The sequence below is a fragment of the uncultured Pseudoxanthomonas sp. genome (assembly GCF_947498795.1).
In the GTDB taxonomy this organism is placed as follows: domain Bacteria; phylum Pseudomonadota; class Gammaproteobacteria; order Xanthomonadales; family Xanthomonadaceae; genus Pseudoxanthomonas_A.
Genome location: NZ_CANMLQ010000003.1, coordinates 305,624 through 317,858, shown reverse-complemented (window position 1 = coordinate 317,858; position 12,235 = coordinate 305,624). Strand labels below are relative to the sequence as shown.

Annotated in this window: 12 protein-coding genes and 1 riboswitch; of the genes, 3 read left to right on the top strand and 9 right to left on the bottom strand. The window is 67.3% G+C overall.

The window, feature by feature from the left end; all coding sequences use genetic code 11:
- The first annotated feature begins 102 nt into the window (after window positions 1-102).
- Window positions 103-738: an NAD-dependent dehydratase gene (locus Q0907_RS10830; RefSeq protein WP_299344440.1), complete on the top strand. Its 636-nt coding sequence runs from the start codon at window positions 103-105 to the stop codon at window positions 736-738.
- Between the two features lie 8 nt (window positions 739-746).
- On the opposite strand, the gene Q0907_RS10825 is transcribed toward Q0907_RS10830, so the two are convergent.
- The 3 genes from Q0907_RS10825 to Q0907_RS10815 all read right to left on the bottom strand — a co-directional run bounded on the left by Q0907_RS10825 (window position 747) and on the right by Q0907_RS10815 (window position 2,650).
- Window positions 747-1,193 carry a DUF4920 domain-containing protein gene (locus tag Q0907_RS10825; RefSeq protein WP_299344437.1) on the bottom strand — a complete coding sequence of 149 codons (447 nt, stop codon included), beginning with the start codon at window positions 1,191-1,193 and terminating at the stop codon, window positions 747-749.
- Window positions 1,194-1,242: 49 nt separating this feature from the next.
- Window positions 1,243-1,749: a hypothetical protein gene (locus Q0907_RS10820; RefSeq protein ID WP_299344434.1), complete on the bottom strand. Its 507-nt coding sequence runs from the start codon at window positions 1,747-1,749 to the stop codon at window positions 1,243-1,245.
- Between the two features lie 115 nt (window positions 1,750-1,864).
- The gene (locus Q0907_RS10815; RefSeq protein ID WP_299344432.1) at window positions 1,865-2,650 is read right to left on the bottom strand and encodes a lytic transglycosylase domain-containing protein; all 786 of its coding nucleotides are present in this window, start codon (window positions 2,648-2,650) and stop codon (window positions 1,865-1,867) included.
- A gap of 156 nt (window positions 2,651-2,806) precedes the next feature.
- On the opposite strand from Q0907_RS10815, the gene ppa reads away from it, so the two are divergent.
- Window positions 2,807-3,361 (top strand): inorganic diphosphatase, encoded by a 555-nt coding sequence (ppa, locus tag Q0907_RS10810; RefSeq protein WP_093295280.1) that lies wholly within the window; start codon window positions 2,807-2,809, stop codon window positions 3,359-3,361.
- Between the two features lie 96 nt (window positions 3,362-3,457).
- Here the strand turns inward: ppa and Q0907_RS10805 are convergent, their stop codons facing one another.
- From Q0907_RS10805 to thiC, 4 genes are all read right to left on the bottom strand, one after another.
- Window positions 3,458-4,150, bottom strand: coding sequence for an ion channel (locus tag Q0907_RS10805; protein ID WP_296279318.1), 693 nt, complete (start codon window positions 4,148-4,150; stop codon window positions 3,458-3,460).
- Between the two features lie 10 nt (window positions 4,151-4,160).
- Entirely contained in the window at window positions 4,161-4,328 is a 168-nt protein-coding gene (locus Q0907_RS10800; RefSeq protein WP_296279317.1) for a hypothetical protein, read from the bottom strand.
- Window positions 4,325-4,927, bottom strand: coding sequence for a DUF4136 domain-containing protein (locus tag Q0907_RS10795; protein ID WP_299344427.1), 603 nt, complete (start codon window positions 4,925-4,927; stop codon window positions 4,325-4,327). The genes Q0907_RS10800 and Q0907_RS10795 overlap by 4 nt, the downstream gene beginning before the upstream one ends.
- A gap of 95 nt (window positions 4,928-5,022) precedes the next feature.
- Window positions 5,023-6,909, bottom strand: coding sequence for a phosphomethylpyrimidine synthase ThiC (gene thiC / locus Q0907_RS10790; protein WP_299344425.1), 1,887 nt, complete (start codon window positions 6,907-6,909; stop codon window positions 5,023-5,025).
- A 126-nt stretch (window positions 6,910-7,035) separates the two neighbouring features.
- A riboswitch (TPP riboswitch) is annotated at window positions 7,036-7,136 on the bottom strand.
- 103 nt (window positions 7,137-7,239) lie between these two features.
- On the opposite strand from thiC, the gene Q0907_RS10785 reads away from it, so the two are divergent.
- Window positions 7,240-9,186, top strand: coding sequence for a S9 family peptidase (locus Q0907_RS10785; RefSeq protein ID WP_299344422.1), 1,947 nt, complete (start codon window positions 7,240-7,242; stop codon window positions 9,184-9,186).
- Window positions 9,187-9,222: 36 nt separating this feature from the next.
- Here the strand turns inward: Q0907_RS10785 and Q0907_RS10780 are convergent, their stop codons facing one another.
- Window positions 9,223-10,062 (bottom strand): PhnD/SsuA/transferrin family substrate-binding protein, encoded by an 840-nt coding sequence (locus tag Q0907_RS10780; protein WP_299344420.1) that lies wholly within the window; start codon window positions 10,060-10,062, stop codon window positions 9,223-9,225.
- Window positions 10,063-10,069: 7 nt separating this feature from the next.
- Window positions 10,070-11,911 (bottom strand): dihydroxy-acid dehydratase, encoded by a 1,842-nt coding sequence (gene ilvD / locus Q0907_RS10775; RefSeq protein ID WP_299344533.1) that lies wholly within the window; start codon window positions 11,909-11,911, stop codon window positions 10,070-10,072.
- Between the last annotated feature and the right edge of the window lie 324 nt (window positions 11,912-12,235).

The following is a 12,235-nucleotide window of genomic DNA, read 5'->3' as shown; positions in this document are numbered from 1 at the left end:
CCGATATGCGGGCGGCGCCCGCCGGGGAAGCGTAACCGAAGCCCGGGCATCGCCAGGGCACGGCTGGCAAGATGGCGGCTTTCCAGCCGCCGGGTATCTTCCATGACACGCATCTTGCTGGCCGGGGCGACCGGCCTCGTCGGTGAGGCCGCGCTGCAGCGTGCACTGGCCTCGGCTCGCGTGGAGCAGGTCGTCGCGCCGACGCGCCGACCGCTCCCTCCGCATCCGAAACTGGTGAACCCGGTCGTGGACTTCGACGCACTGCCCGCCGATGCGGACTGGTGGCGCGTGGACGCAGTGGCATGCGCGCTGGGCACGACGATTCGCGATGCCGGTTCGCAGGAGGCATTCCGGCGGGTGGACCACGACTATCCGCTGGCGATCGCACGCCATGCGCATGCCCACGGGGCGATGGCATTCGCCTTGGTATCGGCGATGGGCGCGGACGCGCGTTCGCGCATTTTCTATTCGCGCACCAAGGGCGAGGTGGAAGAGGCGCTCGCCGGTATCGGTTTCACCTCGCTGACACTGCTACGCCCCGGCTTGCTGGGTGGCGAGCGCAGGCAGCATCGCGGCGGTGAGCGCCTGGCGCTGCGCGTCATGGGCGCACTGGATGGCGTGCTGCCGGCTCGTTATCGCGTCGTGCCCGCCAGCCGCGTCGCCGACGCCTTGCTGGGCGCGGCGCTGGAGGCGTCGCCGGGCACCCGGGTCATTCGTTCCGAGGAACTCCTCGCCTGACGCCGCCGTCAGGCGCCGGGATCATCGGCCAGCACCTGCACGCCATCGGCGAGGATGCGGTACTCCACCGCCGGTACCGCGGCCCCGGACGTTTCCTGCGCGGTATGCCGCTGCGCATCCGGCGACAATTCCACTCGGGACAGCACGCCATGCACCTGCGCCTGGCCGCGGACATCCTTGGGCACATAGAAGTCGTGGTCGCCCAGCAGCACGCGCGCGCCCTGCCCTTCGTCTTCCAGCATCACCCAGCACCCCTTCTTCTGGCAGACGTCGACCACGCGCCCACTGAACACCTTGGCCTGCCCGGCATGCGAACCGGGGTCGGCCAGGGCAGCGGCGAGCGGCACGACCGGGCCGGCGGGGAGGTCGGCACCGAACTTTTCCCACTGCGGCACACCCGACGCCATGGCCGTCCCTGCCACCATCCACAGTCCCGCGATCGCCCAACGACGCATGTGCCTGTCCTCCGCCCGTGTCGACGCGATGATACGTCGTGGCCGCACGCTACTGCAGCAGGCCGTGCGGCAGCACCTGCAGGGGATGCAGGCCGGCGATGGCCAGGACAGCGGCGGCAGCGCGGTCCAGCGTCGCCTCGTCGGGGTCGTCGATCACCAGCAGTACCTGGCCCGCGTCGATCTGCGCCTCGTAGTCGCGACGGACTTCGCTGGGCACCGCCGATCCGGCAAGCGAGGCGGCCCACATGCCGACACAGCCGCCGATCACGACGCACACGGCCACGCCGGCAGGGTGGATACCGACGGCGGGGACGAGCATGGCCGCGCCCCCCAGCAGCAGGCCGAGCACGCCGCCTCCCACCAGTCCCCGCAGGGCGGCCGCCTTGAAATCGGTGGGCGCGGCTTCCTTCTCGCGGTCGGGCACGTGCTGGACTTCGATGTCGGAGCGACCCACGAGCGCAGCGTGGTCAGGATGGATGCCGGCGTCGACGGCGCGGCGAAGGGCCGCTTCGGCCACCGCAACGGACGGTGCACTGAATACGCGACGATGCTTCATGGCGTTCTCCTGCCCGGCGCGGAACGACCGGGCCCGGGCGACACGCTAGGCGCGTGCGCGCGCACACCGGGTGAAGATCCAGCGGCGAAGACCGAATCTCCGCACGACGGGCGCGCTACAGCGCCGGACGCTCCGGCGCCGCTTTGCGGCCCAGCGCGCGCAGGTACAGTTCGTACAGGGCGGTCACCTTGGACACGTACTCCTGCGTCTCCGCATACGGGGGGACGCCTCCGTACCGCGAGACCGTACCGATACCCGCGTTGTAGGCGGCGGCCACCAGCGTCAGGTCGCCCTTGTAGCGGCGCATCAGCGCGCGCAGGTGTCGCGCGCCGGCATTTATCGATTCCGCGGAGGAATACGGATCGGCGACGCCGTATTCCTTCGCCACCTCCGGCATCAGCTGCATCACCCCCATGGCACCCTTCGGCGAGAGCGCATTCGCATCGAAGTCGCTCTCGGCGTGGGCCACCGCGCGCAGCCACGCATCATCGACGCCGGTCTGCCGCGCGGCGGCCTTGAACTCGGACGGGTAGCGGTCCAGCCGGGGCTTGCCCACCTTGCCCAGTCCCGGGTGCGCGGGCTCGCCGGGCGGCGTCTGCACGGTGAACTTCAGGTACGGCGTTGAGCCCGGCAGGTTGCGGGTGGAATAGACCTTCTGGCCGTCCTGGTCGCGCTCGTACAGCGTGCCGCTGAACACACCCATCGAGCCCCACAGGTTCGGCGTGCTGACGGCGTTGTCGTCAATTTCCTTGGCCGTGCACTTCGAGCCGGGCTCCGGCGCCGTGGCCAGGCTGACCGTCCCGCCCTGCACGCAGCGATACACCGTGCGCGCCTCGGCGCCGGCACTGGCCAGGGCCAGTACCGTCAGCAGTACGCCGGCGGAGGAGCGCAGGAAGGGCATGGGCGGCGGATTCTAGGGCCGGAAAGCTGAAGGACAGCCTGAATCACGCACGTGACGCCGATGGTCGGCCAGACCCGGCACCCTCCCTGCTGCGCCGCAGCAGCCAAGCGCGTAAAATGCCGGCCCTCACTCACCGCACCCCCTTCGGAGCACGCAATGGGCCTGGATCTGGTCACCGCCGGCAAGAACCCCCCGGACGAAATCAACGTCATCATCGAGATCCCGAAGGACGCCGAGCCGGTGAAGTACGAAGTGGACAAGGCCAGCGGCGCGATCTTCGTCGACCGCATCCTCTCCACCCCCATGCGCTATCCCTGCAACTACGGCTACGTCCCGCACACCCTGTGTGGCGACGGCGACCCGGCCGATGTGCTGGTCGTGCTGCCGCTGCCGCTGATCCCCGGCTCGGTGATCCGCTGCCGTCCGGTCGGCGTCCTGCGCATGAGCGACGAAGCCGGCAGCGACGAGAAGCTGCTGGCCGTGCCGGTGGACAAGGTGTTCGCCGGCTACAGCCACATCAGCGACATCGACCAGGTCAGTCCGCACTGGCTGGAGCGCATCGGCCACTTCTTCGAGCACTACAAGGATCTGGAGAAAGGCAAGTGGGTCAAGCTGGACGGCTGGGGCAACGCCGCCGAAGCCAAGGCCGTGCTGGTCGACGCGATCGCCCGCCAAGCCGCCCAGCCGGAAGACGAGAAGCACAAGTTCTGAGCGCCGCGCGAACGGACCCGCGCATGAAAACTGGAAGGCCGCCCCCGGGGCGGCCTTCTTCTTTCAGGGAGTGTAGCGTCGCGAACGTAGGGCGGTTCACTCTGCCCTGCGTGCGGGCGCCTTCAGGATGGTCAGCCCGATGAGCCGCGACACCACCACGGCGATGTACATCACCCCCGCGAATTGCTCCAGCATCACCAGCGCGCGGGCCTGCGGCAGGATCGGCACCACGTCGCTCAGGCCGACCCCGGAAAGCAGGCTGAAGCTCAGGAACAGCAGTTCCATCCAGCTGCGCGCCGAGGTGGGATCGACGGCGGCGGTGAAGCTGCCCGGGTACCACTGCTGGCAGACCGAGAAGGCGAACGCGAAGGCCCACGCCAGCAGCGTGAACGTGGCGCCGGCGGCGAAAAGCTCGTCGCTGGTGACCGAGTGGTCCTGCAGCATGTACGCGATCAGACTGCCGGCCGTGTAGAAGTACAGTGCGCTTTCCAGAAGGTGCGCATAGATGCCGAGCGATGGCTGGTCGAGCAACGCGGACGAGACCGACAGCAACACCGCAGGTACCGCCAGCGACCAGGCCAACCAGTTGACCGCCGCACTGCGATTGACCACCCACAGCGCCAAAGCGAGCACCAGGATGCCGAATGCACCGAACAGGGCACGGCCCGCCTGCGTGTCTTCCATCACCGGGTACAGCAGGATGCCGGCCAGCTGGACGATCAGCAGGAACGCGCACGGATGACGACGCGCGCGTACCAGCCAGCGCAGCCAGCTCCAGGGGGTCGTCACGCCGCGCGCCTCATTTGAAGTGATGGACCAGCGCGTAGTAGATCACGTAGATCCACGACAGCAGGCCGTGGACGATGGCCCACAGCAGCGACTTGTTCGCGCTCCAGGAAATGGTGATCGCCAGGGCCGTGCCGAAGCCGATGCCGGCCTTGGCGATGCCGCTGCCACCCGCTTTCACTTCGACACCGCCGCCGGCGCGCCGGACCCGGCGCGATAGGGATAGCGCAGGAAGATTTCCGTGATGGCGGCGTCGATCTTCGCGCCGCGCTCTTCCGGCTTAGTGCGCCCGACGCGTCCGACGGCCACGCCGGTCCAGACCAGTCGGTTCTGCTTCGCGTCCACCAGATCGACGTTCAAGGTGCCTTCGGTGTACTTGTAGACATCGGTACGGTCGCGCCAGTACGGCACCGCTACGTAACGACGCGCGCGGTAGCTGTAGTAATAGTCGTAGTCGACTTCCGGCGTGCTGACGACGCCGGTCTTTTCCTGCATGTAGGCGTTGAGGTTCACCCACAGGTCGGGCGAGGTTTCGTCGTACACGTAGCCGCGCGCTTCCATCTGGGCGCGGGCGGCATCCTTGGTGCGCCCGCTGGTCAGCGTGGCGTAGCCCTGGCTCTCGATCGCCAGCGGCGAATAGAAGGCAAAGGTGCGGTACTGGCCGAAGTTGGCGGACGGATCGACGTCGCTGGTGATCCGCGGGCCCGTGGCGCACGCGGCGAGCAACAGGACGCCGGCGGCGATCATCCAGCGGCCGGCATGGCGGGCGAATCGGATCATGATCGTTCTCCTGGCGGGGGACGCCGCCATGATGGCGGGCGTCCCGTGAACACTACGCGTTCGGCCCGGGTGCGGATGCACCCTGCGCTGCCGGCTCAGCCCTGACGATACACCTGGGCGCCCTGCGCCAGGAATTCCGCCGACTTCTCCGCCATGCCGGCTTCCAGCGCCGCCTGCTCCTCCACGCCATGCTCGGCCGCATAGTCGCGCACGTCCTGGGTGATCTTCATGCTGCAGAAGTGCGGTCCGCACATCGAGCAGAAGTGCGCCAGCTTGTGCGCATCCTTGGGCAGGGTTTCGTCGTGGAACTCCTTCGCCTTCTCCGGATCCAGGCCCAGGTGGAACTGGTCTTCCCAGCGGAACTCGAATCGGGCCTTGCTCAAGGCGTTGTCGCGCACCTGCGCACCCGGATGGCCCTTGGCCAGATCGGCCGCATGCGCGGCGATCTTGTAGGCCATGATGCCGTCGCGCACGTCTTCGCGATTCGGCAGGCCCAGGTGCTCCTTCGGCGTGACGTAGCAGAGCATCGCCGTGCCGTACCAGCCGATCATCGCCGCGCCGATCGCGCTGGTGATGTGGTCGTAGCCCGGCGCGATGTCGGTGGTCAGCGGGCCCAGCGTGTAGAACGGCGCCTCGCCGCACTCGCGCAGCTGCTTGTCCATGTTCTCCTTGATCAGCTGCATCGGCACGTGGCCGGGGCCTTCGATCATGCACTGCACGTCGTGCTTCCACGCGATCTTGGTCAGCTCACCCAGTGCTTCCAGCTCGCCGAACTGCGCGGCGTCGTTGGCGTCGGCGATGCAGCCGGGGCGCAGGCCGTCACCCAGCGAGAAGGCCACGTCGTAGGCCTTCATGATCTCGCAGATGTCTTCGAAGTGCGTGTAGAGGAAATTTTCCTTGTGGTGCGCCAGGCACCACTTGGCCATGATCGAGCCACCGCGCGAGACGATGCCGGTAACGCGCTTGGCGGTCAGCGGGACGTGGCGCAGCAGCACGCCGGCGTGGATGGTGAAGTAGTCCACGCCCTGCTCGGCCTGCTCGATCAGCGTGTCGCGGAAGATCTCCCAGGTCAGGGCTTCGGCACGGCCGTCGACCTTCTCCAGCGCCTGGTAGATCGGCACCGTGCCGATCGGCACCGGCGAGTTGCGGATGATCCATTCGCGCGTCTCGTGGATGTGCTTGCCGGTGGACAGGTCCATCACCGTGTCGCCGCCCCAGCGGATCGACCACACCAGTTTCTCCACTTCCTCGGCTATGCCCGAGGACACCGCGGAGTTGCCGATGTTGGCGTTGATCTTGGTCAGGAAGTTGCGGCCGATGATCATCGGCTCGCTTTCCGGATGGTTGATGTTGTTCGGCAGGATCGCGCGTCCGCGCGCGATCTCGTCGCGGACGAATTCGGGCGTGATGAACGCCTGGATGCTGGCGCCGAAGGACTCGCCGGGATGCTGCTTCAGCAGCATCGCGTCGCGCACCGCGTCCAGCCGCTGGTTCTCGCGGATGGCGACGTACTCCATCTCGGGCGTGACGATGCCGCGGCGGGCGTAATGCATCTGGCTGACGTTGGCGCCTGCCTTGGCACGGCGCGGCAGGATGCGCCCGGGGAAGCGCACGCCGTCGAGCTTGGCGTTGGTTTCGCGCGAGCGGCCGAACTCCGAGCTGAGCGCCGGCAGCTGCTCGGTATCGCCGCGCTCCTCGATCCACTTCGCACGCAGCGCAGGCAGTCCCGCCGCCAGATCGATGGTCGCGGCCGGATCGGTGTACGGACCCGAGGTGTCGTAGACGGTGACCGGCGGATTGTCCTCGCCGCCGAAAATGGTCGGCGTCTGCGTCAGCGCGATCTCCCGCATGGGGACCTGCAGGTCCGGCCGCGAGCCCGCGACGAAGATCTTCCGGGACCCGGGAATGGGACGGGTAACGGATTCGGAAAGTTGCCCGGTCTGCTGGAGCAGGTCGGCGGCGGGCTTGGGAATGGCGTTCATCGGCATCGTCCTTTTGAATCCCCGCACGTGGATGTGCGGGCTCTTGCGAGGGATTCGCATCACGGGACGAAGCGGCGGCGCGGCGGCGGACGGATGGCGGGCCCACGAAGGGCGACGCGGCAACGCGGCGCAGCCTGCGAAGCTTCCCTACGCCGGTCTCAACCGGATCAGGTTCGAAGGGTCTGTCTCAATCACCGGCCCGGCCGGCGATACCCCCGCTTCTCTGGCTATTAAACCCGTATTTCCGCGCGCTGTCATGCCACCGCACTTGGCGACGGCGGAGCCCGCGGTTACGCTGCCGGAAGGGGAACGTGCCTACACGGAGTGGCAATGATCAGGGGCGGACTGGCCGCGTTGGCGGCGTGGGCGTGGCTGTGCACCGTAACGGCGGCCGCCACTGAGACGCGGGTACCCGTCGCAGCGTTCGCCACCAGCAACGCGATGCACTCGCCCCAACTGTCACCGGATGGCAAGCATCTGGCCGTCTCGGCGGAACTGGGTGAGGGCCGGTATGCGTTGCGCATCTACCGGCTCTCGGACTTCAGTCTGACAGCGACGCTGAACTTGCCGCGGTTCGAACTGCCCACCCAGGTGCGCTGGGTCAGCGAGCGCCGACTGATCATTGCCAAGGGTCGCAAGTACGGCAGCCGCGAAGCGCCGCTTCCCACCGGCGAAATCATCGCCACCGACGCGGACGGCAAGAACCAGGACTACATCTTCGGCTACCAGCGCAGCCTGCGCCTCACCGGCCTGGAACCTGGCTTCGGCGCCATCGAAGGCCTGCCGGCTCAGCCCAACGGCCGCTTCTATCTGCGCAGACTCTCTATGAGTACGCGACGCTCGCAGCTGTACGACGTCGATACCGAGAAGGGGACCGCACGCAGGGTCGCCGACATCCCGGTCCGCGATCTGTCCTTCACCCTCGACGACAACGGTGTCCCTCGCTACGCGCACGGCACGGACGACCACGACAACTACCTGCTCTATCTCGCCGATGCGCAGGGCCAGAACTGGCAGCCAGTCCCTCCTGAGCGCATGGGGGGTGAGTTCGTGCCGGTCAGCCTCACGCCGGATGGCCGACAAGCCTACGCGTTGCTCAGCGCGGACGGCGGTCCGACCATGCTGGTCAAGGCCGACCTCGATGGTGGGAATCGACAGGTGTTGGCCCGGGATGCGTTCGCCAGCATCCTGGATATCGAATGGACACCCCCGCCGTTCCAGCCCTTTGCCGCCGTCATTGGCGCCGGGACACCGCGCACCGTCTACCTGAATCCGGACTCCCTGGAAGCGCAGTTCCACCAGGCATTGGCCGGGAGCTTTCCGGGTCAGTTGGTGAGCTACATCAACCACAGCAGCGACGGCGACAAGACGCTCGCCTACGTCTACAGCGATCGTAATCCGGGGGTCTGGTACCTCTTCGAACGTGGCGAGCGCCGCGTCACCTCGCTGCTGCTGAGCCGCGAGGGCTTGCAGGCCGAACAGATGGGCGAGCGTCGCGCGATCCGCTTCAAGGCCAGCGATGGCCTGGAGTTGGCGGGATTCCTGACCCTGCCGGCGGGTGTCGAGGATCCTCGGGGTCTGCCCATGGTGCTGCTGCCGCATGGAGGACCGCACGGCGTCAGCGACGGATGGACGTTCGACACCGACGCACAATTTCTGGCCAGCCGCGGTTACCTGGTCCTGCAGGTGAACTTCCGCGGCTCCGGGGGGAGGGGCTACCGCTTCGAACACGCAGGTTATCGACACTGGGGAACGCGCATGCAGGACGACCTGCTCGACGGCGTGCGCTGGGCGGTAGGCCAGGGGTTCGCGGACGCCTCGCGCATCTGCGTCTACGGCGCCAGCTTTGGCGCGTACTCGGCCATGATGACGGCGGCCAAGGCGCCGGAACTTTTCAAGTGCGCGGCCAGTGTCTCGGGCGCATACGACCTGAAGATGGTGCTGAGCAAGGGCGATATCGGGGATACCCGGTGGGGCCGCAACTACCTCGATCGCGTGATCGGATCCGATCCGGATCTTTTGCGCACCCACTCCCCCATCACGCTCGCCTCGCAGATCCGCATTCCGGTGCTGCTGGCCCATGGCGAACTCGACGAACGCACGCCGTTCGCACAAGCCAAGGCCATGAAGGCAGCCTTGGAGAAGGCCGGCAATGCCCCGCAGTGGATGGCGGTGCCCAAGGAAGGGCACGGCTTCTACAGCGACGACAACAACATCGCCTTCTATCAAAAACTCGAGGCATTCCTGGCGCAGCACATCGGAGCGGCCGCACCATGATCCGTGGAAGGCTCGCGAGCCGTACCTAGGGTTGGCTCAGCAGTTCCAATCCATCAGTGGGCTGCCGATCCGGCACCGTGAATCGCTGCGCATCGCCGAACTCCGGCCACCCGCCCGCAGCGCGGCCATCACTGCCGGGGCGGCCTCGTGGGCCTCGAGCAACCACGCCGCGAACTGCTGGCACGACACGTCGGCCGCGGGGCGGCACAGCAGCGGGCCGGGCGGAATGGGCTGCGATCGCCACAGCTCGACCACACCGGCTGGCCGGTCGGCGTCGTAGACATCGGCTGCGAGTCCAGCGACGTCTGCCCCTCCCGTCGCCACGGCCTCCAAGGCGGCCGCATGGGAACCGGCGTAGGCAAGATGACCGAAGGCTTTTGCAGGCTCCAGACCGCGGCGGCGCAGTTCGCGCACCGGCACGAAACCACCGGAGGCCGAATCGCGGCCGACGAGTATCAGTCGCAGAGTCTTCGCCTGCCGCTCCAGTTCGCCCGGCGCTTCGAGTCCCTGCCGAGCGATCAGCACGGCGCGGTAGCGGTCCGCCTGCAGCGCCGGCACCTGCGGCACGGGCAGGGTCGTCAGCGTTTCGCTAGCGCGCCGCGCCTGCAGGTACCCATGCAGGTTGGGGACGGCCACGTCGACCTCACCACGCCGCAGTGCATCGACGAGCGCAGTCGGCGAATCGAACAGGCGCACCTGCACCGGATGCCGCGCGCGTAACCCCAAGTAGTCGGCCAACGGCTGGATGGCCGCCGCCCGGTCGCGTTGCGGATACGCGTAGGTCGCAATCACCCAGGGCCGTGGCGGCGTCTCCTGCGCCCACGCGGGCAGGACGGACAGCAGCGACAGGACGACGAACAGGAAGACGTGGGGCATCCCGCTATCAGACCCCATCCAGCAGTTGCTTGTCGCGTACCGCGCCCTTGTCGGCGCTGGTCGCGAGCAGGGCGTACGCTTTCAACGCGGTGCTGACCTTGCGCGCACGCGGCTGCGCGGGCTTCCAGCCCCTCGCATCCTGGGCCGCGCGGCGTGCGGCGAGTTCCTCGTCCGAGACCAGCAAGGCGATCGAGCGCTGAGGGATATCGATGCGGATGCGGTCGCCATCGCGCACCAGGCCGATTGAGCCGCCCGCGGCGGCTTCCGGCGATGCATGACCGATCGACAGGCCGGAGGTACCGCCCGAGAAGCGCCCGTCGGTCAGCAGCGCGCACTGTTTCCCGAGTCCCTTCGATTTCAGGTAGCTGGTCGGGTACAGCATTTCCTGCATGCCGGGCCCGCCCTTGGGGCCTTCGTAGCGGATGACGACCACGTCGCCCGCCTTCACCTCGTCGCCGAGGATGCCGGCCACCGCCGCATCCTGGCTTTCGAACACGCGCGCCGTGCCTTCGAAGACATGGATGGACTCGTCCACGCCCGCGGTCTTCACCACGCAGCCATCGCGGGCGATGTTGCCGTAGAGCACGGCCAGGCCGCCCTCCTGCGAGAACGCATGCTCGACACTGCGGATGCAGCCTTCGGCACGGTCGATGTCCAGTGAAGGCCAGCGCGTGGCCTGGCTGAAGGCGACCTGGGTGGGAATGCCGGCCGGACCCGCCTTGTAGAAGGTCGTGACGGCGTCATCGTCGTTGGTCGTGACGTCCCACTTCGCGATCGCCTCGCCCAGCGTCTTCGCGTGCACGGTAGGAACGTCGACATGCAGCAATCCACCGCGCGCCAGTTCGCCGAGGATCGCCATGATGCCGCCGGCTCGGTGCACGTCCTCGATGTGGTATTTCTGCGTGTTCGGCGCCACCTTGCACAGCTGCGGCACGCGCCGCGACAGGCGATCGATGTCGCGCATGTCGAACGGGACTTCGCCCTCCTGCGCCGCGGCAAGCAGGTGCAGGATGGTGTTGGTGGAACCGCCCATCGCGATGTCCAGCGTCATCGCATTCTCGAACGCCTCGAACGTGGCGATGCCGCGCGGCAACGCGGTCGCGTCCTCGCCACCGTACCAGCGATGGCACAACTCCACGGCGGTGACGCCGGCACGCTTGAACAGCTGCTCGCGGTCCGCATGCGTGGCCACCACGGTGCCGTTGCCCGGCAGCGACAGGCCGAGCGCCTCGGTCAGGCAGTTCATCGAGTTGGCGGTGAACATGCCGCTGCACGACCCGCAGGTCGGACAGGCGCTGCGCTCGACGGCAGCGACCTCCTCGTCGGACACGTTCGGGTCGGCCGCCATCACCATCGCATCGACGAGGTCGAGCTTGTGGTCGGCCAGGCGTGTCTTGCCGGCTTCCATCGGGCCACCGGACACGAACACTGTGGGGATGTTCAACCGAAGCGCGGCCATCAACATGCCCGGGGTGATCTTGTCGCAGTTGGAGATGCATACCAGCGCATCGGCGCAGTGCGCGTTGACCATGTACTCGACCGAGTCGGCGATCACTTCGCGCGACGGCAGCGAGTACAGCATGCCGTCGTGGCCCATCGCGATGCCGTCGTCGACGGCGATGGTGTCGAACTCCTTCGCCACGCCGCCGACACGCTCGATCTCGCGGGCGACCAGCTGACCAAGATCCTTGAGGTGCACGTGTCCGGGCACGAACTGCGTGAACGAGTTGGCGATGGCCACGATGGGTTTGTGGAAGTCCTCGTCCCGCATGCCGGTGGCGCGCCACAGCGCGCGGGCGCCGGCCATGTTGCGGCCGTGGGTGGAGGTCTTGGAACGGTACTCGGGCATGAAAACCAGCGGTGCGGCGATGACGTGGGAAGCCTTGATTCTGCTGGCTTTCCACGGTTTCAGTTGCAACCATCTCGATTGAAATCATCCGATCGTCGCAAACGACGGAAAAGCGCTTGACACGGTTTGGAGCGGCATGTTTCTCTTGCCGCATGTTGCAACGCCACACGCACACGATGACCGACATCACCGCACCCGTTGCGGGCTCGCTCCTCGTACTCGTCCTTATTACCTCGCCCACAACTGCGGGACGAACCGGCGTGTAAGCAGCAAGCAACGCCAGATTCGCAAAACCCCGCACTGAGAAGTGCGGGGTTTTTTGTT